Annotated in this window: 25 protein-coding genes; 17 read left to right on the top strand and 8 right to left on the bottom strand. The window is 75.3% G+C overall.

Annotation, left to right across the window (positions count from 1 at the left end; all coding sequences use genetic code 11):
- Positions 1–162 precede the first annotated feature (162 nt).
- The 5 genes from rpsB (at position 163) to MY526_RS15135 (ending at position 4,629) form a co-directional block, all read left to right on the top strand.
- Entirely contained in the window at positions 163–1,092 is a 930-nt protein-coding gene (gene rpsB / locus MY526_RS15155) for a 30S ribosomal protein S2 (RefSeq protein WP_436691800.1), read from the top strand.
- Between the two features lie 112 nt (positions 1,093–1,204).
- Entirely contained in the window at positions 1,205–2,020 is an 816-nt protein-coding gene (tsf, locus tag MY526_RS15150; RefSeq protein ID WP_436691801.1) for a translation elongation factor Ts, read from the top strand.
- A gap of 160 nt (positions 2,021–2,180) precedes the next feature.
- Positions 2,181–2,966, top strand: coding sequence for a UMP kinase (pyrH, locus tag MY526_RS15145; RefSeq protein ID WP_436691802.1), 786 nt, complete (start codon positions 2,181–2,183; stop codon positions 2,964–2,966).
- A gap of 74 nt (positions 2,967–3,040) precedes the next feature.
- On the top strand, positions 3,041–3,598 hold the full coding sequence (frr, locus tag MY526_RS15140) for a ribosome recycling factor (RefSeq protein WP_436691803.1): 558 nt from the start codon (positions 3,041–3,043) through the stop codon (positions 3,596–3,598).
- A gap of 20 nt (positions 3,599–3,618) precedes the next feature.
- Positions 3,619–4,629: a phosphatidate cytidylyltransferase gene (locus MY526_RS15135; protein ID WP_436691804.1), complete on the top strand. Its 1,011-nt coding sequence runs from the start codon at positions 3,619–3,621 to the stop codon at positions 4,627–4,629.
- Positions 4,630–4,640: 11 nt separating this feature from the next.
- Here the strand turns inward: MY526_RS15135 and MY526_RS15130 are convergent, their stop codons facing one another.
- Together MY526_RS15130 and MY526_RS15125 are read right to left on the bottom strand one after the other, a co-directional pair.
- A complete protein-coding gene (locus tag MY526_RS15130) occupies positions 4,641–5,411 on the bottom strand; it encodes a polyphosphate kinase 2 family protein (RefSeq protein WP_436691805.1) in 771 nt (256 codons plus the stop codon).
- Between the two features lie 23 nt (positions 5,412–5,434).
- Positions 5,435–6,097 carry a TrmH family RNA methyltransferase gene (locus MY526_RS15125; protein ID WP_436691806.1) on the bottom strand — a complete coding sequence of 221 codons (663 nt, stop codon included), beginning with the start codon at positions 6,095–6,097 and terminating at the stop codon, positions 5,435–5,437.
- A 162-nt stretch (positions 6,098–6,259) separates the two neighbouring features.
- On the opposite strand from MY526_RS15125, the gene MY526_RS15120 reads away from it, so the two are divergent.
- From MY526_RS15120 to MY526_RS15110, 3 genes are all read left to right on the top strand, one after another.
- Positions 6,260–7,243 carry a hypothetical protein gene (locus MY526_RS15120; RefSeq protein WP_436691807.1) on the top strand — a complete coding sequence of 328 codons (984 nt, stop codon included), beginning with the start codon at positions 6,260–6,262 and terminating at the stop codon, positions 7,241–7,243.
- A 64-nt stretch (positions 7,244–7,307) separates the two neighbouring features.
- Positions 7,308–8,483: a 23S rRNA (adenine(2503)-C(2))-methyltransferase RlmN gene (gene rlmN / locus MY526_RS15115; protein WP_436691808.1), complete on the top strand. Its 1,176-nt coding sequence runs from the start codon at positions 7,308–7,310 to the stop codon at positions 8,481–8,483.
- Entirely contained in the window at positions 8,480–9,196 is a 717-nt protein-coding gene (locus tag MY526_RS15110; RefSeq protein WP_436691809.1) for a VIT1/CCC1 transporter family protein, read from the top strand. The genes rlmN and MY526_RS15110 overlap by 4 nt, the downstream gene beginning before the upstream one ends.
- A gap of 76 nt (positions 9,197–9,272) precedes the next feature.
- Here MY526_RS15110 and MY526_RS15105 read toward each other — a convergent pair whose 3' ends face one another.
- The 3 genes from MY526_RS15105 to MY526_RS15095 all read right to left on the bottom strand — a co-directional run bounded on the left by MY526_RS15105 (position 9,273) and on the right by MY526_RS15095 (position 11,664).
- Positions 9,273–10,193: an LPXTG cell wall anchor domain-containing protein gene (locus MY526_RS15105; RefSeq protein ID WP_436691810.1), complete on the bottom strand. Its 921-nt coding sequence runs from the start codon at positions 10,191–10,193 to the stop codon at positions 9,273–9,275.
- A gap of 129 nt (positions 10,194–10,322) precedes the next feature.
- On the bottom strand, positions 10,323–11,213 hold the full coding sequence (locus tag MY526_RS15100) for an LCP family protein (RefSeq protein WP_436704310.1): 891 nt from the start codon (positions 11,211–11,213) through the stop codon (positions 10,323–10,325).
- 115 nt (positions 11,214–11,328) lie between these two features.
- Complete coding sequence (locus tag MY526_RS15095; RefSeq protein WP_436704308.1) at positions 11,329–11,664, bottom strand: DUF2631 domain-containing protein; 336 nt, start codon at positions 11,662–11,664, stop codon at positions 11,329–11,331.
- Between the two features lie 81 nt (positions 11,665–11,745).
- On the opposite strand from MY526_RS15095, the gene dxr reads away from it, so the two are divergent.
- The 5 genes from dxr to MY526_RS15070 all read left to right on the top strand — a co-directional run bounded on the left by dxr (position 11,746) and on the right by MY526_RS15070 (position 18,404).
- A complete protein-coding gene (gene dxr, locus MY526_RS15090; RefSeq protein WP_436704306.1) occupies positions 11,746–12,942 on the top strand; it encodes a 1-deoxy-D-xylulose-5-phosphate reductoisomerase in 1,197 nt (398 codons plus the stop codon).
- Complete coding sequence (locus MY526_RS15085; protein WP_436691814.1) at positions 12,881–14,311, top strand: M50 family metallopeptidase; 1,431 nt, start codon at positions 12,881–12,883, stop codon at positions 14,309–14,311. Before dxr ends, MY526_RS15085 begins: the two co-directional genes overlap by 62 nt.
- Before the next feature lie 65 nt (positions 14,312–14,376).
- Complete coding sequence (ispG, locus tag MY526_RS15080) at positions 14,377–15,537, top strand: flavodoxin-dependent (E)-4-hydroxy-3-methylbut-2-enyl-diphosphate synthase (RefSeq protein ID WP_436704304.1); 1,161 nt, start codon at positions 14,377–14,379, stop codon at positions 15,535–15,537.
- Positions 15,538–15,545: 8 nt separating this feature from the next.
- Positions 15,546–16,397, top strand: coding sequence for a GNAT family N-acetyltransferase (locus MY526_RS15075; protein ID WP_436691816.1), 852 nt, complete (start codon positions 15,546–15,548; stop codon positions 16,395–16,397).
- A gap of 117 nt (positions 16,398–16,514) precedes the next feature.
- Positions 16,515–18,404 carry a penicillin-binding transpeptidase domain-containing protein gene (locus MY526_RS15070; protein ID WP_436704302.1) on the top strand — a complete coding sequence of 630 codons (1,890 nt, stop codon included), beginning with the start codon at positions 16,515–16,517 and terminating at the stop codon, positions 18,402–18,404.
- Here the strand turns inward: MY526_RS15070 and MY526_RS15065 are convergent.
- From MY526_RS15065 to MY526_RS15055, 3 genes are all read right to left on the bottom strand, one after another.
- A complete protein-coding gene (locus MY526_RS15065; RefSeq protein ID WP_436704300.1) occupies positions 18,395–19,114 on the bottom strand; it encodes a hemerythrin domain-containing protein in 720 nt (239 codons plus the stop codon). The two genes, MY526_RS15070 and MY526_RS15065, sit on opposite strands and share 10 nt — an antisense overlap.
- Positions 19,115–19,221: 107 nt before the next feature.
- On the bottom strand, positions 19,222–19,686 hold the full coding sequence (locus tag MY526_RS15060) for a ferritin-like domain-containing protein (protein ID WP_436704298.1): 465 nt from the start codon (positions 19,684–19,686) through the stop codon (positions 19,222–19,224).
- A 27-nt stretch (positions 19,687–19,713) separates the two neighbouring features.
- On the bottom strand, positions 19,714–20,217 hold the full coding sequence (locus MY526_RS15055) for a hypothetical protein (RefSeq protein ID WP_436704296.1): 504 nt from the start codon (positions 20,215–20,217) through the stop codon (positions 19,714–19,716).
- A gap of 220 nt (positions 20,218–20,437) precedes the next feature.
- Here MY526_RS15055 and rimP point away from each other — a divergent pair, with 220 nt between their 5' ends.
- From rimP to MY526_RS15035, 4 genes are all read left to right on the top strand, one after another.
- Positions 20,438–21,022 carry a ribosome maturation factor RimP gene (gene rimP / locus MY526_RS15050; protein ID WP_436695928.1) on the top strand — a complete coding sequence of 195 codons (585 nt, stop codon included), beginning with the start codon at positions 20,438–20,440 and terminating at the stop codon, positions 21,020–21,022.
- Positions 21,019–22,152 carry a transcription termination factor NusA gene (gene nusA / locus MY526_RS15045; protein WP_436695929.1) on the top strand — a complete coding sequence of 378 codons (1,134 nt, stop codon included), beginning with the start codon at positions 21,019–21,021 and terminating at the stop codon, positions 22,150–22,152. The genes rimP and nusA overlap by 4 nt, the downstream gene beginning before the upstream one ends.
- 8 nt (positions 22,153–22,160) lie before the next feature.
- Positions 22,161–22,568, top strand: a complete 408-nt coding sequence (locus MY526_RS15040; protein ID WP_436704294.1) for a YlxR family protein — start codon at positions 22,161–22,163, stop codon at positions 22,566–22,568.
- A 61-nt stretch (positions 22,569–22,629) separates the two neighbouring features.
- The coding region (locus MY526_RS15035) for a translation initiation factor IF-2 N-terminal domain-containing protein (RefSeq protein WP_436704292.1) at positions 22,630–23,380 on the top strand (751 nt) is incomplete at its 3' end.

Here is a 23,380-nt window from a genome sequence, read left to right as displayed (position 1 = left end):
CTCAGTCCCGCCGGTCCGGCGGGTCAGTCGCCACCTCGGTCCCCGCGGGAGCTCCCCGCGGGGTGGTGTGGCGCCTCGGACGCCAGGGCGGTGCACCACCCGGTGCCCGCGACAACCGAGGAGCGCGGCCGCCCGGCGGCCGCGCGCGACAGAAGGGCGACCATGGCAGTCGTCAGCATGAAGCAGCTGCTCGACAGCGGCGTCCACTTCGGGCACCAGACCCGACGGTGGAACCCGAAGATGAAGCGGTTCATCTTCACCGAGCGCAACGGCATCTACATCATCGACCTGCAGCAGACGCTCGGGTACATCGACAACGCGTACGAGTTCGTCAAGCAGACCGTCGCGCACGGCGGCTCGATCCTGTTCGTCGGGACCAAGCGCCAGGCGCAGGAGGTCATCGCCGAGCAGGCGCAGCGCGTCGGCATGCCCTACGTCAACCAGCGCTGGCTGGGCGGCATGCTCACCAACTTCCAGACCGTGCACAAGCGTCTCCAGCGGCTCAAGGAGCTCGAGGACATGGAGCAGACCGGCGTGCTGGTCAGCCTGTCCAAGAAGGAGCAGCTCGGCCTGACCCGGGAGAAGGCCAAGCTGGAGCGCAGCCTCGGCGGTATCCGCGACATGCAGAAGGTGCCCAGCGCCGTCTGGATCGTGGACACCAAGAAGGAGCACATCGCCGTCGGCGAGGCGCGCAAGCTCAACATCCCGGTCGTCGCGATCCTCGACACCAACTGCGACCCCGACGAGGTCGACTACAAGATCCCGGGCAACGACGACGCCATCCGCAGCGCCGCCCTGCTGACCCGCGTGATCGCCGACGCCGTCGCCGAGGGCCTCATGGCCCGCTCGGCCGCGCAGGCCAACGCCGGCCGCGAGGCCGGCGAGCAGCCGGCCATCGGTGGCGACGAGCCGCTGGCCGACTGGGAGCGGGAGCTCCTCACCGGTCAGCAGGGTGACGCCGCCGGCGCCACCGAGCTGCCCGAGACCCCGGCCGCGCCGCCCGAGGTCACCGCGGACGAGGTCGCCCCGGTCGAGGGCGTCCCCGCCACCGGCGACGCGTCCACCGGCACGCAGGGCGCCCAGAACGGCTGACCGCGTGGCGCCGTCCCCGCTGGTGCGGGGACGGCGCCCCGGCACGTCCGGACCCCGTCCGGAACCCACAGACGCGCGCACCACACCCACTCCAGACCCAGAGGGAAGTGACATGGCTGGCTTCACCGCTGCCGACGTCAAGCGTCTCCGTGACGCCACCGGCGCCGGGATGATGGACTGCAAGAAGGCCCTCACCGAGGCCGACGGCGACTACGACAAGGCCGTCGAGTTCCTCCGCATCAAGGGCGCCAAGGACGTCGGCAAGCGCCTCGAGCGCTCGACGACCAACGGTGTCGTCGTCAGCAAGGACGGCGCGCTGCTCGAGCTGGACTGCGAGACCGACTTCGTCGCCAAGAACGCCGACTTCGTGACGCTCGCCGACCGCCTGCTCGACATCGTCCTGGACAAGCGCCCGGCCGACGTCGAGGCGCTGCTGGGCACCGAGGTCGACGGCCAGACCGTCGCCGCGCTGGTCGAGTCCGAGTCCGCCCGCATCGGCGAGAAGCTGGTGCTGAGCCGCTTCGCCGTCTTCGAGGGCACCACCGCCACCTACCTGCACAAGCGGGCCACCGACCTGCCCCCGGCCATCGGTGTCGCGGTGCAGTACAGCGGTGGCAGCGAGGACGCCGCGCGCAGCCTGGCGATGCACATCGCCGCCGCGCGCCCGCGCTACCTCAGCCGCGAGGAGGTCCCGGCCGAGGCCGTCGAGACCGAGCGGCGCGTCGCCGAGCAGACGGCCAAGGAGGAGGGCAAGCCCGAGCAGGCGATCGTCAAGATCGTCGAGGGGCGGGTCAACGCCTACTACAAGGACTTCGTCCTGCTCGAGCAGCCGTCGATCACCGAGCCCAAGCGCACGGTCAAGCAGATCGTCGACGAGGCCGGCCTGACCGTGGAGCGGTTCGCCCGCTTCGAGGTCGGCCAGGCCTGAACGAGCACCACCGCAGCACGCCGACCTCTGGCCCCGTCCCGCTCGTGGGACGGGGCCAGTGGTCTGTCCGGGGCCGGGCGCGGGTACCCCCGCCCGCGACCACCGGCCGCACGCCCATGCGGCAGGATCAGGTGAACGCCGCCGAGCGAGGGAAGAACCGTTGACCGAGACCGCCACGACGGGCGCCGCCGTGCCCCTCTCCGCGCCGACCGCCTTCCAGCCCGCCGACCGGGCCGGTTACAAGCGGGTCCTGCTCAAGCTGTCGGGGGAGACCTTCGGCGGCGGGAAGGTCGGCGTCGACGCCGACATCGTCCGGGGCATCGCCACCCAGCTGGCCGAGGTCGTCGGCAAGGGCGCGCAGGTCGCCGTCGTCATGGGCGGGGGGAACTTCTTCCGCGGCGCCGAGCTGTCCCAGGCCGGCATGGACCGCACCAAGGCCGACTACATGGGCATGCTCGGCACGGTCATGAACTGCCTGGCGCTGCAGGACTTCTGCGAGAAGGCCGGCCTCGAGACCCGCGTGCAGTCGGCGATCACGATGGGCCAGGTCGCCGAGCCCTACATCCCCCGCAAGGCGATCCGGCACCTGGAGAAGGGGCGCCTGGTCATCTTCGGCGCCGGCGCCGGCATGCCGTACTTCTCCACCGACACCGTGGCCGCCCAGCGGGCCCTGGAGATCGAGTGCCAGGTGCTGCTCATGGGCAAGAACGGGGTGGACGGCGTCTACGACGACGACCCGCGGCACAACCCGGCCGCCGTCATGTACGACGACCTCGACTACGCCACCGTCCTGGCCAAGCAGCTCAAGGTGGCCGACGCCACCGCGATCAGCCTCTGCATGGACAACCGCATGCCGATCGTCGTCTTCAACCTGCTGAGCGACGGCAACATCGCGCGCGCCGTGGCAGGTGAGAGGATCGGGACGCTGATCAGCGACCCGGCCTGACCCGTCGGGGCAGAGAGCCCGCAGACCCGCGACACCCGCGGCGGACCCGTCCGCCGCCCCAGGAGGAGAGACCCGTGATCGACGACACCCTGCTCGACGCCGAGGAGCGGATGGACAAGGCCCTGTCGGTCGCGCGGGAGGACCTCGGCTCGGTGCGCACCGGCCGCGCCGCCCCGTCGATGTTCAACAAGGTCCTGGTCGACTACTACGGCACCCCGACCCCCGTGCCGCAGATGTCCTCGATCACCGTGCCCGAGGCGCGCATGGCGGTCATCAAGCCCTACGACACCGGCCAGCTCTCGGCGATCGAGAAGGCCATCCGCGACAGCGACCTCGGCGTGAACCCGACCAACGACGGCCAGATCATCCGGGTGGTGTTCCCGCAGCTCACCGAGGAGCGCCGGCGCGACCTGGTGAAGGTGGCCCGGTCCAAGGGGGAGGACGCGCGGGTCGCCATCCGCAACGTCCGGCGCCGGGCCAAGGAGGAGCTGGACCGCATCGCCAAGGACGGCGAGGCCGGCGAGGACGACGTGCGCCGCGCGGAGAAGGAGCTCGACGACCTCACCTCCAAGCACACCCACGCCATCGACGAGGCGGTCAAGCACAAGGAGGCCGAGCTCCTCGAGGTCTGAGGGCGACCGCATCCCCGCTGATGACTCCCGACCCCGACACCGGGCCGATCCCCGTCACCGGCCGGCGTCCCGCACCACCGCCACCGCCGCAGGCGGCGCGATCGGAGGCCGACCTCCGGACGGCGGAGCTCGGCGTGGACGAGCCGGCGACCACTGAGGCGCCGGTGCCGACGTCCACCACCGAGTCGATCGGGCCCACGCTCGTCCCGGAGGCCCGGAAGTCCTCGCGCGCCGGGCGGGACATGGTCGCCGCCGTCGGCGTGGGCGTGGGGCTCGCCGCGGTCATCGTCGCCTCGCTGCTGGTCTACCGGCCGGCGTTCCTGCTGGTGGTGCTGGCCGCGATCCTGGTCGGCATCGTGGAGCTCACCCGCGCCCTGGAGGCCGGCGGCGCCCGCGCTCCGCTGGCCCCGGTGCTCGTGGGCGCTGTGGCGATGCTCGGCCTGGCCTGGACCCGCAGCACCTCGGGCCTGGTCGTGGCGTTCCTGCTCACCGTCCTGGCCGTGCTGCTGTGGCGGCTGGGGGACGGGCCCGAGGGCTACCTCCGAGACGCCTCGGCGGGCGTCCTCGTCGTCCTCTACGTCCCGCTGCTGGCCGGCTTCGCCGTGCTGCTCCTGGTCCCGGACGACGGTGTCGCGCGCGTGCTGCTGTTCATCGCCACCGTGGTCGGCAACGACGTCGGCGGGTTCGCCGCCGGCGTGCTGTTCGGCAAGCACCCCATGGCCCCCACGGTCAGCCCCAAGAAGTCGTGGGAGGGCATGGCGGGCTCGGTGCTGGCCTGCGTGCTCGTCGCCACCCCGATCGTCACGCTCGCCCTCGACGGCCCGTGGTGGGGCGGGGTCGCCTTCGGCGCCGCACTGGCGGTCACCGCCACCGCCGGCGACCTCGGGGAGTCGCTGATCAAGCGTGACCTCGGGATCAAGGACATGGGCGCGCTGCTGCCCGGCCACGGCGGGATCATGGACCGGCTGGACTCGCTGCTGCCCTCGGCCGCGGTGGCCTACCTGCTGCTCACCTGGGTGGCGCCGGCCTGACGGCTGCGCCGTCAGGCGCCGGCCAGCGGCGGATCCGGGTCGATGCCGGCGGCGGCGAGCGCGGCCTCGATCTGCTCGCAGACGGTGCGGACCACCTCCACGCGGGCCGACCGCTTGTCGTCGCCGGCGACCACGTGCCAGCGCCCACCGTCGTGGTCGGTGCGCTCGAGCATCTCCTCGACGGCGGCCTCGTAGGCGGTCCGCTGCTCCCGGTTGCGCCAGTCCTCGTCGGTGAGCTTCCACGCCCGGTAGGGGTCGCGGCGGCGCGACTCGAAGCGGCGCAGCTGCTCCTCGGGGGAGACGTGCATCCAGAACTTGACCAGGATCATGCCTTCGGCGGCCAGCGTGGTCTCCAGGTCGACGATCTCCTCGTAGGCGCGCTGCCAGGCGTCCTCGGAGGCGAAGCCCTCGACCCGCTCCACCAGCACCCGGCCGTACCAGGTGCGGTCGAGGACGGCCATGCCGCCCCAGCCGGGCAGCACCGGCCAGAACCGCCACAGGAAGTGGTGCCGCTTCTCGTCGTAGGTGGGGGCGGCGAACTGGGCGACCCGCACGTGCCGGGGGTCCAGCTCGTCGACCAGCCGTTTGATCGCCCCGCCCTTGCCGGAGGCGTCCCAGCCCTCGAAGAGCACGCACAGCGGCGGCCCGAGCTCCCCGCTGCCGATCTGACCGCCCAGCAGCAGTCGCAGGTGCACCAGGCGCCGCTGGGCCTCCGCGAGCTGCTTCTTGGCGTCGGACTTGGACAGGCGGGCGCTGAGGTCGGCGTCGGCGAGACGGCTCATGCGTGCAGCCTGACAGGAGCCGGTCAGCGCGGCGCGGTGTCGAAGGTGCCCTGACCTCCCCTCCCGTGCTGGCGGATCCAGGCGTGCATGGCGATGCCGGCCGCGACACCGGCGTTGATCGACCGCGTCGAGCCGAACTGGGCGATGGACAGCACCCCGTCGGCGGCCGCCCGCGCCTCGGGCGTGAGCCCGCTCCCCTCCTGGCCGAAGACCAGCACGCAGGCGCGGGGGAGCGGCTCGGTCTCCAGCGGCCGGGCGCCGGGGAGGTTGTCGACGGCGAGCAGCGGCAGGCCCTCGGTCCGCGCCCACGCGGCGAGCGCGCCGACGTCGGGGTGGTGGCGCACGTGCTGGTAGCGGTCGGTGACCATCGCCCCGCGCCGGTTCCACCGCTTGCGCCCGACCACGTGGACCGCGGAGGCGAGGAACGCGTTGGCGGTCCGCACCACGGTGCCGATGTTCAGGTCGTGCCGCCAGTTCTCGATCGCGACGTGGAACGGGTGCCGGCGGGTGTCGAGATCGGCGACGATCGCCTCGACCGTCCAGTACCGGTACCGGTCGACGACGTTGCGGCGGTCGCCGGCGGTCAGCAGCTCGGGGTCGTAGCGGGGGTCGTCGGGCCAGGGCCCCGCCCAGGGGCCGACGCCCACGCTGTCCAGCGGCGCGGCTTCCCTCTCGGCCTCGGTCACCGGGCCGACGCTAGTGCCGCTCCCTGCAGCCGCTCCGCGGCCCGGCCCGTGGGCCGTGTGGGCGGACTCGCGCGCGACACCCGGCCGCGCCTCCGCCCATCGCCAGGACAGGTCCGTCACCATGGCCCGACTGCACTCTCTGTTAGCAAGGAGCAACACTGAGTGGCTGACCTGGAAGACGGGCGGGACACCGACCTGCCGACCGTGCCCGGGAACGCCTCCGGCGCACCGCCGGCCGACGCGGCTCCCGGCCCGGAGACCGCGGAGCGGTCCGAGGTGGGGGACTGGGACCGGGCCTGGCTCCCGGGCTGGGTGACCCCCACGGCGGCGGACGCCGGGAAGGAGGCGGTCCCCGGCGGTACGACGCCGGAGCGAGAGCCGGCGCCCGCCGCCGAGGCGGACCTCCCCGCCGGCGCCGGAGCCGTCGACGAGGGGCTCCTGCCGCGGGTCGTCGTCGGGCCACGGGTGCGGCCGCGGCGCCGGGCCGGGCTCGCCCTGGGCATCGGCCTCCTCGCCGCGGGCGGCATCGCGGGCGCGGCCGTCCTGGCGACGTCCTCGCCCGGCGCGGTCGCCGCCGCCGACCGGCACTCCGCCGACGCCGAGATCTCCGTCCCCACCCGGGCCGGTTCGACCCCGCGGTCCGCCGGCATCGGGGACGCCGCCTGGGCGGCCGCTCCGACCGTCGTGCCGGTCCCGAGCCCCCTGCCACCCAGGCCCGAGGCCCCCACGCCGGATCCCCCGCCGGTCGAGACGGTGCCACCGGCCGCGGTCGCGGCCGCTCGGCCGGCCGACGAGCCGCCGCCCGGCGACGTCCTCCCGGACCCCGTGACGGTGCCGGCCGAGGTCCCGGCGCCGGACGCCGTCGCCGTGGCGGCGCCGACCGCCCTGCCCACGGCGGAACCGACGTCCCCGAACACCGTCACCCCGGTGCCGACCGGGACGCCGACGCCCACGGGGACCGGCGACCCGGCCGACGACACCCCCGGCGACCCGGCCGACGACCCCACCGGCGATCCGGCAGAGGACCCTCAGCCCACACCGACGGACACGTCTCCGCCGACCTCCGTCATCCCGCCCACCGCGACGGACGGGCAGGACCCGGCCACACCTCCCCCGGCGGCGGCCCGCCCCGGACCCCGGGCGTAGGCGGGCTGCGAGGGAGCGACGTCACTGCGGCCGGGCCGGTGGGGGTGGGACCATGGGAGCCGCCATGACTGCCCTGCCGCTCGTCTTCGACGCCCCCCGCCGGGGCAAGCCGCCGCGCCACCTCGCCGACCTCAGCCGCGAGGAGGCCCGCGCGGCGGTCGCCGAACTCGGCCAGCCGGCCTTCCGCGCCGACCAGCTCGCCCGGCACTTCTACCGCGGCGTCACCGACCCGGCGCAGATGACCGACCTGCCGGCCGGCGTCCGGGCGACCCTCACCGGCGAGCTCCTCCCCGGGCTGCTGACGCCCGTCCGGCACCAGTCCGCCGACGCCGGGCGCACCCGCAAGACCCTGTGGCGGCTGCACGACGGCGCGCTGGTCGAGAGCGTGCTCATGCGCTATCCGGACCGCGCCACCGTCTGCATCTCCAGCCAGGCGGGCTGCGGCATGGCCTGCCCGTTCTGCGCCACCGGTCAGAGCGGGCTCACCCGCAACCTGTCCGCCGCGGAGATCATCGGCCAGGCGGTCGCGGCCGCCGCGGCGATGGCGAACGGCGAGATCCCCGGCGGGCCGGGGCGGCTGTCCAACGTCGTCTTCATGGGGATGGGGGAGCCCCTCGCCAACTACGCGCGGGTGCGCAAGACCCTCGACGCGCTGGTCACCCCCGCCCCGCACGGGCTCGGCCTCTCCCAGCGGTCGATCACCGTGTCCACGGTCGGCGTCGTCCCGGCCGTCCGCCGGCTGACCGAGGAGGGCCTCAACGTCACTCTCGCGGTGAGCCTGCACGCGCCCGACGACGAGCTGCGCGACACCCTCGTGCCGATCAACACCCGCTGGAAGGTCGGCGAGGTCGTCGCCGCGGCCGACGCCTACGCCGAGCGCACCGGCCGCCGCTACTCGGTCGAGTACGCGCTGATCCGCGACGTCAACGACCAGCCGCACCGGGCCGACCTGCTCGGCCGGCTGCTGGCCGGGCGCCGGGCGCACGTCAACCTCATCCCGCTCAACCCCACCCCGGGCAGTCCCTGGGACGCCAGCCCGCTGCCCGCGCAGCGCGAGTTCGTCGCCCGGCTGCGCGCGGCCGGGGTGCCGACGACGGTCCGCGACACCCGGGGGCAGGACATCGACGGCGCCTGCGGTCAGCTGGCCGCGGCCGACCGGGTGGCGGGTGTCCCCAGCGTCGCCGTCCCGGTGCCGTCCCTGGAGCCGCCGGTGGAGTTGGGCGCCGAGGCGGACGAGTGACCTCGGAGGCCCCGGCGGCCGAGGCGCACGAGCACAGCCACGCCGACGTCTCCGGCGGGTGGCTGCGGGCCGCCGTCTTCGGCGCCATGGACGGCCTGGTGACCAACACCGCCCTGGTCGCGGGCGTGGGCGGCGGCGGGGCCGCGCCGCGGGCGATCGTGCTGTCCGGGGTGGCCAGCCTGGTCGCCGGTGCCATCTCGATGGCGCTGGGGGAGTACACCTCGGTCAAGACGCAGAACGAGCAGCTCGACCTCGAGGTCGACAAGGAACGCCGCGAGCTCCAGCGCAACCCGCGCGGGGAACTCGCCGAGCTGGTCGAGATGCTGCGGGTGCGCGGGGTGGAGCCCGAGCTGGCCCAGCAGGTCGCCGTCCAGCTGCACCGCGACCCGGACACCGCGCTGCGGCTGCACGTCGTCGCGGAGCTCGGGCTGAACCCGGCGGACAAGCCGTCGCCGTGGACGGCGGCGGTCTCCTCGTTCCTCACCTTCGCGACCGGCGCGGTCATCCCACTGCTGCCGTACCTGCTCGGCTTCTCGCTGCTGTGGGTGGCCCTGGTCTGCGGCGGGGTGGGGCTCGCGCTGGCCGGGGCGCTGTCGTCGCGCTTCACGCCCCGGCCGTGGTGGTTCGCCGCGCTGCGCCAGCTGCTGTTCGGCGCGGCCGCGGCGGGCGCCACGTACCTCGTCGGAACGGCGATCGGCGTCGCCGCGAGCTGACCGCTCCCGGGCACGACGCAGCGGACGCCGGCCAGGAGGTCCTGGCCGGCGTCCGCCGGTGGTGCGGTGAGGGAGGTCAGGCCTGGGTGGCCTCGGCCTTGCGACGACGGGCGGCGAAGACGGTGGCACCGCCGAGGGCGACGAGGCCGGCGCCGGCGAACAGCGGGAGCTTCACGTCAGCGCCGGTGTAGGCCAGCTGGGAGCCCGAGCCGGTGCGGGCGACGGTGAACGCCTCCTGGAAGTAGGTGTTCTGGTCGCCGTTGTAGACCAGGGTGTGCTGGCCCACCGGCGTCCCGGCCGGGACGGTGAACTGCACCCGGACGACGCCCTGGGCGTCCGCGGTGAACGTGCCCGCGACCCACGGGGTGGAGTGCAGGGTGACGGTGACCTTCTCGAAGGGCTTGAAGCCGCGGAGGACCTTCACGACCACGGCGCCGGGGGCGGAGCGGTCACCGGTGGCCGCGCCGGTGTCCGGGCTGGTCACCCCGGCGGTGTTGGCGGCCGTGCCGCGGATCGCGCCGACGGCCGGCGTCGCCGCCGGGGCGGCCGGGGTGCTCGTGGCCGGGGTCGAGGGCTTGGCGGCCGGGTCGACGACGGTCACCGTGGTGGTCGGGTACTCGACCTCGTAGTCACCCATGTACGACACGCACAGCGAGATGACGTCGTAGACACCCGGGGCGAACCCCTCGGGGATGCCGAGGGTGAGGGTCCACGCGCCGTCGGGGTCGGCCTCGCCGCCGTTGCCGATGCCCATCTGGGCGTCCGGGCCGAGGTCGAGGAACGCCACCGCGCCGATCGGGTTGGCGGGGTCGGAGCTCTGGTCGCAGTCGACGCCGGAGACGGTGAAGTCCTCGCCCGCCTTGACCGACGTGGGGTTCACGACGGGCGCGGCGGGGGTGGGCACGGCGAGGGCGGCCGGCGCGGCGACCAGCGTGGAGCCGGTGACGGCCAGGCCGAGGAGGGCCCCGGCGGCGATACGGGTCGTGGTGCGGGACATCGGCGGCTCTCCGCTCGTCAGGAGTCCGGTGCTCCGGACTTCTCTGAGCTGCTTATCGGCAGGGAGTTGGCCGAGATGGAGCTGGAAGCGGGCAGTTCTCGACAACGGGACGTAACGGTTCAGTAACGCTCAGCGGGAGCAGGAGAGCCCAGCGGCGGCGAGCGCCGCCGCCGTCCCGTCGGTGGCGATCCGCACCGGCACCTGGGGGTTCGGCTCGCCGGCCGGGAGCACCTCGATGTCCCCGAGGTCGGCCCCGGCGAGGGACGCCAGGTCGGTCGCCGAGGTCGCGGCGTCCACGGTGAGCGAGCCGGACGCCGCCCACGCGACGCGCTGGAGCAGCCAGGGCCGCACCCCGGCCTCCCGCACCGCGCCGACCAGGGCGGTCAGCACCGTCCCTGCCGCGGTCGCCCGGCCGTCGGGGTCGACCGGTGCCGGCTGCCACGCGCCGTCCACCAGGTGCTCGGGGTGCCGGGACCGCACCAGGGCCAGGGCGGTCCGGCCGTCGACGTGCTGCCTGCCCGCCTCCGCGATGAGCAGCCCCGCGGCCGGGTCCCGCACGGGCCGCGGGACGTCGAGGTCGAGGCCGCCGGCCGCATCGACGACGGCGGCGAAGCCGGCCAGGTCGACGGTCACGAGGTGGTCGGTCGGGACGCCGAGGTCGCAGAGCGCGTCGACGGTCGACTGCGGGCCGTCCAGCCAGGTCAGGGCCAGCCGGCCGGGGCCGCCCGCGCCCCGGACGAGGAGGTCGCGGGGGATCGAGAGCACGCCGCCGTCGTGCACGACGAGGACGACGTCGGCCCGGCTGCCGGGCACCTGCTCGGTCGTCCCGAACTCCGAAGCCGCGGCCCCCTCGGGCAGCGCGGCCCGGGAGTCCAGGCCGAGGAGCACCCACGTCGTCCCGGTCCCGGGGTGCAGGTCGACGGTCACCCGGTCGATCCGCGTGACGAGCAGGGCGGCGTCCCCGGCGAGCACGGCCACCGCCGCCACGAGGGCGACCAGGGCGACGCGCAGGGCGGTCATGGTGGTCTCCGGTCTCGCCAGGTGTCCGCACGACGGTCGTCCGCGGCGGGCTGCCCCCGACCGACGAGAGGCCCGCTCCGTGGGGAGCGGGCCTCTCGTCAGACGCAGCGGGCGGTCACTGGCTGCGCCAGGCGTTCTTCCGCCGGAAGTAGTCGTAGACCTTGAGCAGGATCATCAGGGCCGCGATGGCGATGAGCCAGTAGTCCTCCATGCGGCCCTCGTGGTTGCCCACCAGGTAGGCGAGCAGGAAGAGGATCGCGATCCAGGAGGCGATCCGCCCGGCGCGGCCGGTCTCGCCGTGCCAGCCCCAGTCCTCCGGGCGCTCGTGCTCGACGGGGTGGGCGTCGTGGCGGACGACGGCCTCCTCGCGCCCGGGCTGGTTGACCCGCGTGGTCGCGGGGTTGTCCGTGGCGATCCGCTCGCGGTGGGTCTGCTCACTCACGATGCGCATTCTGGCAGCCCCGGTTCCCGGGCACCCGTCGAGGTGGGACGGCGCGCCGCGACGGGGGGCGCCGTCGGGGAGGATGGACCCGTGAGCGACCTGCGAGAGGTGACCGTCCTGGGGTCGACCGGCTCGATCGGCCGGCAGGCGATCGCGGTGGCCGCGCAGAACCCCGACCGGCTCCGCATCACCGGGCTGGCCGCCGGCGGCGGGGACATCGCCCTGCTCGCCGAGCAGGCGCTCACGCTCGGCGTCCGCACCGTCGCGGTGGCCCGGGCCACCGCCGCGCAGGACCTCCAGCTGGCCTTCTACGCGGCGGCGTCGCAGCGCGGATGGGCCACCGGCCAGTACAGCCTCCCGGAGATCCTCGCCGGGCCCCGGGCCGCCGAGGAGCTCGCCGCCCGCCCCGCCGACGTCGTCCTCAACGGCATCACCGGGTCGATCGGGCTCGGCCCCACCCTGTCCGCGCTCCGAGCCGGCCGCACCGTCGCCCTGGCCAACAAGGAGTCCCTGGTGGCCGGAGGCGACCTGGTCACCGCTGCAGCCGCTCCCGGGCAGCTGGTGCCCGTCGACTCCGAGCACTCCGCGCTCGCCCAGTGCCTGCGCGGCGGCGCCCGCGACGAGGTCGCCCGGCTGGTGCTCACCGCCAGCGGCGGCCCCTTCCGCGGCCGCAGCGCCGCCGACCTCGCCGACGTCACCGTCGACCAGGCCCTCGCCCACCCCACCTGGGCGATGGGGCCGGTGGTCACCATCAACTCCGCGACGCTGGTCAACAAGGGGCTGGAGCTCATCGAGGCGCACCTGCTCTTCGGCGTCCCGTACGCCGACATCGACGTCGTGGTGCACCCGCAGTCGATCGTGCACTCGATGGTGACCTTCACCGACGGCGCGACGATCGCCCAGGCCAGCCCTCCGGACATGCGGCTGCCGATCGCCCTCGCGCTGGCGTGGCCCGACCGGCTGCCGGTCGTCCAGCCCGCGCTGGACTGGTCGACGGCCAGCAACTGGGAGTTCGCGCCGCTGGACGCCGAGGCCTTCCCCGCCGTCGGGCTGGCCCGGTCGGCCGGTGCGGCCGGTGGCGTGGTGCCGGCGATGTTCAACGCGGCCAACGAGGAGGCGGTCGCCGCCTTCCTGGGCGGCCGCCTGCGTTTCCCCGGCATCGTCGACCTCGTCGCGCGTACCCTCGACGATGCGCCGGACCTCGGCGCCCCCACCTGCGTGGACGATGTCCTGGCCGCTGAGCGGTGGGCCCGGCAGCACGCCCGCGCCGCCATCGCCGGAGGCTGAACTGAGCGGGTTCCTGCTGACCGTCCTGGGGATCGCCGCGTTCGCCGTCGGCCTGCTGTTCTCCATCGCCTTCCACGAGGCCGGGCACTTCTACTGGGCCCGGAAGTTCGGCATGCGGGTGCCGCAGTTCATGGTCGGCTTCGGCCCGACGATCTGGTCGCGGCGCACCGGCGAGACCGAGTACGGCCTCAAGGCCGTCCCGCTCGGCGGCTACATCAGGATCGTCGGGATGATCCCCCCGGCCGAGGAGGGCGAGAGCAAGCGCGCCACCCGGATGCGCAGCTTCATCGCCGAGGTCCGTGGCCAGGCGCTCAACGACGTCCTGCCCAGCGACGCCGGCCGGGTCTTCTACGGCAAGCCGTGGTGGCAGCGGGTCGTCGTGATGTTCGCCGGCCCGTTCCACAACCTGGTCCTGGCCGCCGTCTTCTTCACGATCACCCTCAGCGCCATCGGCACCAACGTCCTGACCACGACGGTGGGCCAGGTGCCCGCCTGCGTGCTGCCCGCCGGCGCGGCCAGCGCCGGCGCCGAGGATCCGTGCGCCGTGCCGATCACGGCCGACGGCGCGCTGTGCGAGGCCGGCGCGGACGGCTGCGGGCTGCCGCAGCAGAGCCCGGCGGCGGCGGCCGGGCTGCGCCCCGGCGACACGATCGTCGCGATCGACGGCGCCACCGTCGACCGGACGGCGTACGACAGCTGGACGGTGGTGCAGGAGGCGATCCGCAGCAACCCCGGCGTCCCGGTCGCGCTGACCATCGACCGGGACGGCGAGCGGCGCGAGCTCACCGTCACCCCGATCCCCAACACCGTCTACGTCGAGGGCGGCAGCGACGAGACCACCACCGCCGGGTACCTCGGCGTCTCCCCGACGGTCGAGCTGGCCCGGCAGTCGGCCGGCGACCTGCCCGGCTACTTCGGGATGATCGTGGTCAACTCGGTGGAGCGGCTGGTCGAGATCCCCGAGAAGATCCCCCAGCTGTTCCGCGCCGCGTTCCTCGGGGAGGAGCGGGACGAGAACGGGCCGATCGGCGTCGTGGGCGTGGGCCGGATCTCCGGCGAGGTGTTCGCGATCGAGCAGTTCTCCGGGATGGAGAAGCTCAGCTTCTTCCTCAGCCTGCTGGCCAGCGTCAACCTGGTGCTCTTCCTGTTCAACCTCCTGCCGGTCTACCCGCTCGACGGCGGGCACGTGGCGGGGGCGCTGTACGAGAAGGCGCGCTCGGTCGTCGCCCGGCTCCGCGGCCGCCCCGACCCCGGCCCGTTCGACATCGCCCGGCTCATGCCGGTGGCCTACGCCGTCGCCGGGCTGTTCATCGTGCTGTCCGGCCTGCTGCTGGTCGCCGACATCGTCAACCCGATCACGCTGCAGTAGCCACGCGGGCGGGGTCACAGCCGCGGCGGCGGCAGCGCCGTGCACGCCGGGCGATACTGGGCGTCATGGCGACCCCCGTCAGTCTCGGCATGCCCGCTGCACCTCCACCCGTCCTGGCCCCGCGCCGGACGACCCGCCAGCTCGACGTCGGCGGCGTCGGGGTGGGCAGCGACTCGCCCGTCAGCGTGCAGTCGATGACGACGACCAAGACCGCCGACGTCAACGCCACGCTCCAGCAGATCGCCGAGCTGACCGCCGCCGGCTGCCAGATCGTGCGGGTCGCCGTCCCCGACACCGACGACGCCGAGGCGCTCCCGGCGATCGCCAGGAAGTCGCAGATCCCGGTCATCGCCGACATCCACTTCCAGCCGCGCTACGTGTTCGCCGCGATCGACGCCGGCTGTGCCGCGGTCCGGGTCAACCCCGGCAACATCAAGAAGTTCGACGACAAGGTCGGCGACATCGCCAAGGCGGCCAGGGACGCCGGCATCCCCATCCGGATCGGCGTGAACGCCGGCTCCCTCGACAAGCGGCTGCTGGCCAAGTACGGCAAGGCCACCCCGGAGGCGCTGGTCGAGTCGGCGCTCTGGGAGTGCTCGCTGTTCGAGGAGCACGACTTCCGCGACATCAAGATCTCGGTCAAGCACAACGACCCGGTCGTGATGGTCCGCGCCTACGAGCTGCTGGCCGCGCAGTGCGACTACCCGCTGCACCTGGGCGTCACCGAGGCGGGGCCGGCGTTCCAGGGCACGATCAAGTCCGCCGTCGCCTTCGGCGCCCTGCTCAGCCAGGGCATCGGCGACACCATCCGCGTCTCCCTCTCGGCCCCTCCGGTGGAGGAGGTCAAGGTCGGCAACCAGATCCTCGAGTCGCTCAACCTGCGCCAGCGCGGCCTGGAGATCGTCAGCTGCCCGTCCTGCGGCCGCGCGCAGGTCGACGTCTACAAGCTGGCCGACGAGGTGACCGCCGGCCTCGACGGGCTCGAGGTGCCGCTGCGGGTCGCCGTCATGGGCTGCGTCGTCAACGGCCCGGGTGAGGCCCGCGAGGCCGACCTCGGCGTCGCGTCGGGCAACGGCAAGGGCCAGATCTTCGTCAAGGGCGAGGTCGTCAAGACCGTGCCGGAGTCGCAGATCGTCGAGACCCTCATCGAGGAGGCCATGCGTCTCGCCGGCGAGCACACCGACGCCGGCACCCCCTCCGGCTCGCCCGTCGTCACCGTCGGCTGACCGCGCCGGTGCTCCGCACGCCGACGGCCCGGGTCCTCGACGAGGGCGACGAGCCGGCCGTCCGCCGGCTCCTCGCCACCGACCCCGTCGCCGCCTGCGTGATCGCCGCCCGGGTGGAGGCCGCCGGCACCGCGGCCGCCTCCCTCGGCGCGCCGCTGTGGGGCTTCGGCACCGGCCGCTCCCTGGAGGGGGTGTGCCTGGCCGGGGCCAACCTCATCCCCTTCACGGCCCCGGGCGCCGAGCGGGCCGCCGCCGCGGCGTTCGCCGAGCGGGCCCGGAGGGCCGGCCGGCGCTGCTCGACGATCGTCGGCCCGGCCGGCGCCGTCGAGCCGCTGTGGGAGCTGCTCGAGCCGTCGTGGGGCCCGGCCCGCGACCACCGCCCGCGCCAGCCGCTGCTGGCCGTCGAGGGGCCCCCGGCGGTGACGCCCGAGCCCCGGGTCCGCCCGGTGCGCCCGGCCGAGCTTGAGATCCTGCTGCCGGCCGCCGTCGCGATGTTCACCGAGGAGGTCGGGGTCAGCCCGCTGCGGGTCGACGGCGGCGCCGGCTACCGCGCGCGGGTGTCCGAGCTGGTCCGCGCCGGGCAGTCGCTGGCCTGGATCGAGCGCGGCGAGGTGCTGTTCAAGGCGGAGATCGGCGCGGTGTCGCGCACCGTCTGCCAGATCCAGGGCGTCTGGGTGGCCCCGGCACACCGCGGCCGGGGTATCGGCACCGCGGGCACGGCCGCCGTCGTCGAGTACGCCCGGACCGCGATCGCCCCCGTGGTCAGCCTCTACGTCAACGACTTCAACGCCGCCGCCCGGGCCGCCTACGCCCGGGTCGGGTTCGTCGAGGTCGGGCGCTTCGCCAGCGTCCTCTTCTGAGAGGGGAACCCCCTCCTCCCCACCCCGCGCAGGCTCGGGGCGGTACCCGGGAGAGGCCAGCCTCCCGGGGTTGGGTGTCCCCTTCTGGAACGCTGTCTCCTCGTGCGCAATCGACGGGTGAGCGTCCTCGGAACGACTGCCGTGCTGCTGGCGGTGCCGGTGCTGGCCGGCTGCTCGGGCAACCCCGAGGAGGACGTGCGGGCCGCCGCGCAGGCGTTCCTCGAGGACTGGGCGGCCGGGGACACCGCGGCCGCCGCCGACGCCACCACAGACCCCGAGGCGGCCGGCGCGCTGCTCGACCAGGCCGCCACCGACCTGCCCGAGGCCACGCTCACCCCCGAGGTCGGGGACGTCGCCGTGGAGGACGGCGGCGCCACGGTCGACTGGACCGCCACCTGGGACCTCGCCGCCGCCCCCGACTGGAGCTACCCGGCCACCCTGCGGCTGCGCGAGGCCGAGGAGGGCTGGGACGTCGTCGCCGAGCCCACGCTCGTGCACCCGGAGCTCGCCGAGGGGCAGCGCCTGCTCGTCGAGCGGGTGCTGCCCGAGCGTGCGGCGATCACCGACGCGGCCGGCCGCCCGCTGTTCGCCCCCACCGAGGTGGTCAACGTCGGCGTCGACCCGGGCCAGGTCACCGACCTGCCGGCGCTGGCCGCGGCACTGTCGGCGGCCACCGGCGTCGCCGCCGAGGAGATCACCGCCGACGTCCAGGCCGCCCCGCCGGGCCAGTTCGTCCCGGTCATCGCGCTGCGCCGTCCGGACTTCGAGGCGGTCCGGGCGCAGGTCTTCGACCTGCCCGGCGCGGTGTTCCCCACCGAGACCCGGCTCCTGGCGCCGACCTCCCGGTTCGCCTCGGCCCTGCTGGGGCGGGTCGGCCCCGCGACCGCCGAGGTGCTGGAGGAGACCACCGACGAGGACGGCGGCCCGCGCTATGCCGCCGGCGACCAGCTCGGCCTCTCCGGCCTGCAGCGGGCCCTCCAGGACCAGCTGACCGGCACCCCCGGCTTCACCGTGACCGTCGTCAGCACCGACGACACCACCGGCGACGCCGGCCTGGAGGTCGACGCGGTCGCCCCGCTGCCCGGCGAGCCGGTGCAGACGCCGCTGGTCCCGGCGGTCCAGAACGCCGCCGACGCCGCCGTCGCGACCCAGCCGCTCGCCACCCACCTCGTCGTCGTCCGCCCGGGCACGGGCGAGATCCTCGCCGTCGCGTCCAACGAGGCCGCCGTCGCGGCCAACGCCCTGAGCGGGCAGTACCCGCCCGGCTCGAGCATGAAGACGATCAGCGCGACCGCCCTGCTGGCCACCGGGACCCTCACCCCGCAGACGCCGGTGGCCTGCCCGGGCACCTTCGTCGTCGACGGCCGGGAGTTCGAGAACCAGGACCAGTTCGACCTCGGCACGGTGCCCTTCACCCAGGCCTTCGCGAAGTCCTGCAACACCACCTTCATGCAGCAGGCGCTGCAGCTGCCCGACGACGCCCTGGCGACCGCGGCCGCCGGCTACGGGGTGGGCACCGACTGGCAGCTGCCGGTCGACGTGTTCGGCGGCAGCGTCCCGGCCGACAGCACCGGGACGACGAAGGCGGCCAACGCCATCGGCCAAGGCCAGGTGCTGATGAGCCCCGCGCAGATGGCCCTCGTCGCCGCCGGAGTCGCCGGCGGCACCCCGGCCGTGCCCGTGGAGGTGGTCGGCGCCGAGCCGGCCGGCCCGACCCCGGCGACCCCGGACCCGGCGGTGCTCGACGCGCTGCGCCCGATGATGCGCGAGGTGGTGCTCTCCGGCACGGCCACCGCCCTCGCCGACCGCGGCGAGGTCTTCGGCAAGACCGGGACGGCCGAGTTCGGCACCAACACCCCGCCGGACGCGCACGGCTGGTTCATGGGCTACCAGCTGCGCGGGCCCCAGGGAGACCTGGCGTTCGCCGTGCTCGTGGAGGGCGGGCAGTCCAGCAGCCTGGCGGTCGGGGTGACCGACGCGTTCCTCGGCGGGCTGCCTCAGGCGTAGCGGAAGGCGGCGCGCTCGGCCCGCTCGAAGCGGCCGCGGGTCAGCCGCAGCAGGACGCCGAAGGCGCGCCCGCCCTCCCCGAACGCGGCGCTCACCTGCTCGTCGCTGAGCCCGTGCGCGGCCCACGGCAGGAGGAACGGCATCTCCCGGAGGCCGTGCCCGGACTGTGCCGCGCGCTCGGCCGCCGCCCACTCGGCGGTCGTCAGGTGCCGCTGGGCGAGCGGGAGGGCCTCGGTCTCCTCGTGCGCGAGGTGCTCGCCGAGGCGGTCCCGGGCGGCGGTCACCCGCTCGGCGAGCCGGTCGCGCGCGGCGGCGTCGGGGGCGAACGCCATGGCGGTGAAGCCGGTGGCGCAGGAGTCGAGCAGCGGGTCGATCAGCTCGTGCTCGGCCTCCATCGCCTCGAGGGTGGCCCGCCCGGCGGCGTCGACGGCGGCGTCGACGTGGGCCAGGAGCAGCGGCCAGATGGTGGTGTCCTCGATCGTGTGGTGGTGGTGCAGCGTGGTGCCGAAGCGCTCCCACCGCGCCGCCAGCGAGCGCCAGGCGGCGGTGTCCTCCAGCGGCGTCCGCCGGACCGCCGAGGCGAAGCGGCCCAGGTCGCGGCGGAAGGCGTGGTGCATGACGTACATGCCGCCCAGGTCGTGGGGGCCGTGCGCCACGGCGGCCTGACCGGGCAGGTCCAGCTGGGCGCGGGCGTCGGTGCGGGTGCTCATCGCGGGGTCTCTCCTGCGGGGGGACGGAGCCGGGCGTCCTCGCTCCGGCGTCCGCCACGCTCGCGCCCGCGGCTTGCAGCGCGCTTGGAGCCGACTGGGCGCGGCCGTCAGCCCGCGGGCAGACCCGGGAAGGCGGTCGTCGGGGGCGTCTCCCCGGCGGCGGTCCGCCAGCCGACGGCGCGCACCTCGGCCGCGGCGAGCACACCCACGGCCAGCTCGCGGACGGCGGCCCGCGCGGCCTGGTCGAGCACCCGCACCCAGGCGGCGGCGACGCCCTCCTCGAGGACGACGGCCAGCGCGGCGGCGTCGGTGGCCGACAGCACCGGGAACGGCAGCGTGTAGCCGCCCTCGGCCGGCACGGGGTCGGCGTCGCGGCCGTCCAGCAGCGCGGCCAGCCGGTCCCGGACGTCGCGGTGGGCGTTCTCCGCCGCCACCGCGGGCGGACGGCCCTCGGCCGGCAGTGCCGCGCCGACGCTGCCGTAGCCCCAGACGGCGGCGTGCTCGGCGGCCAGCGCCTCGCGCAGCGCGGCGGTCTCGGTGCCCTCGTCGGCGACTCCGTCGTCGTCAGCCATCTGCGGTTCCCCCCACCCCGGCGTCGCTCACGCCAGCGCCGCCTCGTGGCCCCGCAGGCCCGCGGCGATGGAGCCCAGCAGCGCCGCCCGGGCTCCCGTCTGCCCCACGCAGGCCGCCGCGTGCGCGTCGGCGGCGGCCGACACCTGGTCGCGCAGCCACCCGCGCACGTCGCCCCCGGCCGGCGGGGCGGCGGCGGCCGAGGCGGAGGCCGACGCCGACGCCGACGGCGACGCCGACGCCGACGGCGCCGCGGCCCGGAGCGCGTCGAGCTGCTCACCCGCCTGCTGGGCCAGCGCGGTGACCGCGCCGCCCAGGGCGCCGTCCGCGGTCGCCGCCGTCGCGTAGGCGTCGACCAGCGCCTGCTGGACCGACACCTGACCGGCGAGCTGGTCGACCTGCGCGGCGCTCACCGGGGGTGTCTCGGGGGAGTCGGAGGTGCAGCCCGCGGTCGCCAGTGCCAGCCCTGCCGAGGCGGCCAGCAGGGCCCGCCGCGAGAAGGCCCGGGAGGCGGGCGGGGGGGAGGGGAGCATCGCCGTCCATCCTCTCAGCCCGGGCCCCGCGGGGCCGGGAGCACACGGCGGGCGGGTCCTCCCCGGCGCCGGGTCTCGGGCCCGCCCCGCGGGCGGTAGCCTGGCCCTCCGGCCGGTGGTGGGCCGACGGCGCGTCGCCGTCGCCCCACGGGGCCCGGGGACGGCTGGTCGCCCGCCCCGCCGCGCACGCGCCGACCGAGCCAGGAGAGGGAGGGAACCCGTGTCCGCCGCTTCCCGCACCGACCCGGTCGCCACCCGGTTGGCCGGCCGGATCGCGCCGGTCGTCGACGCCGCCGGGTACGACCTCGAGGAGCTGGTCGTCACCCCGGCCGGCCGCCGCAGCGTCGTGCGGGTGGTGGTGGACCGCGACACCGGCGTCACCCTCGACGACATCGCCGAGGTGAGCCGGGCGGTCTCCGCGGCGCTGGACGAGAACGACGGCGACCTCGGCCGGGCCCCGTACGTGCTGGAGGTCACCAGCCCCGGGGTCGACCGGCCGCTCACCGAGCCGCGGCACTGGCGGCGCAACACCGGCCGGCTGGTCGCCGTCCCGGTGGGCCCCGCCGGGGACGTCGAGCAGGTGACCGCGCGGGTGCTCGAGGTCGACGACGGCGGGGTCACGCTCGCGGTCGAGGCCGCGGGCAAGCCCGGGGCCAAGAAGCGGCCACCCACCCGGCGGCGCGTGCCGTGGCAGGAGCTCGGCACCGGACGGGTACAGGTGGAGTTCGGCCGGCCCGAGCCGGCCGAACCGGCAGGCGCGCAGCCGGATCCCGCGGACGACGACGACGACGGAGAAGGACAGTGAACATCGACGTGACCGCCCTCAAGGCGGTCGAGCGGGAGAAGGGCATCCCGGCCGACACGGTCATCGAGGCGATCGAGTCGGCCCTGGTGACCGCCTACCGGCACGCCGACGGCGCCGCCAAGCACGTGCGGGTGCACGTCGACCGCAAGAGCGGTGAGGTCGCCGTGCTGGCCCAGGAGCTCGGGCCGGACGGCGACGTCGTCCGCGAGTGGGACGACACCCCCTCCGACTTCGGCCGGATCGCGGCCAGCACCGCCAAGCAGGTCATCGTCCAGCGGCTGCGCGACGCCGAGCACGAGCAGACCTTCGGCGAGTACGCCGGCAAGGAGGGCGACATCGTCAGCGGCATCGTGCAGGCGCACGACCGCCGCAACGTGCAGGGCACCGTGCTCATCGACATCGGCAAGGTCGAGGCCGTGCTGCCGCACACCGAGCAGGTGCCCGGCGAGAGCTACCCGCACGGCAGCCGGCTGAAGGCCTACGTGGTCTCGGTCACGCGCACCTTCCGCGGGCCGCAGGTCACCGTCTCGCGGACCCACCCGAACCTGGTCCGCAAGCTCTTCGCCCTCGAGGTCCCCGAGATCGCCGACGGCAGCGTCGAGATCGTCGCGGTCGCCCGCGAGGCCGGCCACCGGTCGAAGATCGCCGTCCGGACCAAGGTGCCGGGGCTCAACGCGAAGGGCTCCTGCATCGGTCCCATGGGGCAGCGGGTGCGCAACGTCATGAGCGAGCTGCACGGCGAGAAGATCGACATCGTCGACTGGTCCGACGACCCCGCGACCTTCGTCGCCTCGGCGCTCAGCCCGGCCCGGGTGAGCAGCGCGCGGGTGGTCGACCCCCAGGCCAAGGCCGTGCGGGTCGTCGTCCCCGACTACCAGCTGTCGCTGGCCATCGGCAAGGAGGGGCAGAACGCGCGGCTGGCCGCCCGGCTCACCGGGTGCCGCATCGACATCCGCAGCGACGCCCAGCCCGACGACGCGACGCCGTCCCCCGGGGTGGGGCGGGCGCCCCTGCGGTCCGGTGCGCCGCCGGTCCGCGCCGGGGGACCGGGCGGGCGCCCGGGGGCCCAGGGTGGAGGATCACGTCCGGGCTCCAGACGCGCGGAACATCCGGGCCCCGCCGCGCGCTAGAGTGCAGGGTGGCCGAAACGTCGATCCCGGTGCGCACCTGTGTGGGCTGCCGGAAGCGCGCTCCGGTCACCGATCTGCTGCGTGTCGTCGTCCGGAGCGGGGCCCTCGTCCCCGATCCGCGGCGGACTCTCCCCGGCCGGGGGGCGTCCCTGCACCCCACACCGGAGTGCCTGCGCGCAGCGGAGCGACGCCGGGCCTTCGTCCGGGCGCTGCGCAGCAGCACCCCGGTCGAGGCCGGTCCGCTCCGGGTCCACGTCCTCGGTACGCCGTCCGCGGCGGCTCCGGGCGCGGAGGCGGGGTCGGGCGACAACGAACGAACGACAGACCGCAGCAACACAGACGGATCGGCATCGGGTCGGTCCGCAGTCGAGGGCAGGACGTCGTCGGATGAGCAAGCCGTGAAGTCCCCACGATGACCATGCAGGACTAAGCACGAGGTCGAGCGGGCCAGCCGCCGGCCTCACCAAGAGGAGATCCGTGCCAGGCAAAGCCCGCGTACACGAACTCGCCAAGGAGTTCGGTGTCGACAGCAAGACAGTGCTCGCCAAGCTCAAGGAGCAGGGCGAGTTCGTGAAGTCCGCGTCCTCGACCGTCGAGGCCCCCGTGGCCCGCCGGCTCCGGGAGGCCCTCGGCGCCGCCAACGGCGGCACCACGGCGGCTCCGGCCGCCCGTCCCAGCGCACCCGCCGCCCCGGCCCCCGCTCCGGCGGCGCCGGCTCCGGTCGCGCAGACCCCCGCCGGGGCTCCGCAGGCCCCGGCTCCTGCCCAGCAGGCGCCGGCGACCCGTGCCCCTGGCGGTCCCACCCCAGGGCCGCGTCCGGCGGTCGCCCGTCCCGGTGCTCCGACGCCCGGCCCGCGGCCGGCCGCGCCGGCTCCCGCCGCTCCGGTTGCTCCTGCCGCTCCGGCGGCTCCCGCTGCTCCGGTTGCTCCGGCGGCTCCCGTCGCGCCGGCGGCCAGTGCCGGTCCCGCGGCCGGTGCGCCGACGCAGCAGCCGCCCGCGGCACCCAGCGGTCCGCGGCCCGGTCCGGCCGCGCCCCGTCCGGCTGCGGCCGGTGGGTCGGCGCCCGGTGGCCAGCGCCCCGGTGCCGGTGGCCCGCGGCCCGGTCCCCGTCCGGCTCCGCGGCCGGGCAACAACCCGTTCAGCAGGGCGCCGCGTCCGGCGCCGTCCGCCGGCGCGGCGCGTCCCGGGCCCGGTGCGGCCGGCCCCCGGCCGGCGGGCGGCGGTCCCG

The sequence above is a fragment of the Geodermatophilus sp. CPCC 205761 genome (genome assembly GCF_051383655.1).
GTDB lineage: Bacteria > Actinomycetota > Actinomycetes > Mycobacteriales > Geodermatophilaceae > Geodermatophilus.
The sequence above is the reverse complement of the archived record's forward strand: the minus strand, read 5'-3'. Positions and strand labels throughout refer to the sequence as shown.

Bases quoted from the DNA above. Each gene is read 5' to 3' on its own strand.
- rpsB (WP_436691800.1), top strand. From the start codon at position 163: ATGGCAGTCGTCAGCATGAAGCAGCTGCTCGACAGCGGCGTCCACTTC.
- tsf (WP_436691801.1), top strand. From the start codon at position 1,205: ATGGCTGGCTTCACCGCTGCCGACGTCAAGCGTCTCCGTGACGCCACC.
- MY526_RS15135 (WP_436691804.1), top strand. From the start codon at position 3,619: ATGACTCCCGACCCCGACACCGGGCCGATCCCCGTCACCGGCCGGCGT.
- MY526_RS15130 (WP_436691805.1), bottom strand. From the start codon at position 5,411: ATGAGCCGTCTCGCCGACGCCGACCTCAGCGCCCGCCTGTCCAAGTCC.
- rlmN (WP_436691808.1), top strand. From the start codon at position 7,308: ATGACTGCCCTGCCGCTCGTCTTCGACGCCCCCCGCCGGGGCAAGCCG.
- MY526_RS15105 (WP_436691810.1), bottom strand. From the start codon at position 10,193: ATGTCCCGCACCACGACCCGTATCGCCGCCGGGGCCCTCCTCGGCCTG.
- MY526_RS15100 (WP_436704310.1), bottom strand. From the start codon at position 11,213: ATGACCGCCCTGCGCGTCGCCCTGGTCGCCCTCGTGGCGGCGGTGGCC.
- MY526_RS15095 (WP_436704308.1), bottom strand. From the start codon at position 11,664: ATGCGCATCGTGAGTGAGCAGACCCACCGCGAGCGGATCGCCACGGAC.
- MY526_RS15085 (WP_436691814.1), top strand. From the start codon at position 12,881: ATGTCCTGGCCGCTGAGCGGTGGGCCCGGCAGCACGCCCGCGCCGCCA.
- ispG (WP_436704304.1), top strand. From the start codon at position 14,377: ATGGCGACCCCCGTCAGTCTCGGCATGCCCGCTGCACCTCCACCCGTC.
- MY526_RS15065 (WP_436704300.1), bottom strand. From the start codon at position 19,114: ATGAGCACCCGCACCGACGCCCGCGCCCAGCTGGACCTGCCCGGTCAG.
- MY526_RS15060 (WP_436704298.1), bottom strand. From the start codon at position 19,686: ATGGCTGACGACGACGGAGTCGCCGACGAGGGCACCGAGACCGCCGCG.
- MY526_RS15055 (WP_436704296.1), bottom strand. From the start codon at position 20,217: ATGCTCCCCTCCCCCCCGCCCGCCTCCCGGGCCTTCTCGCGGCGGGCC.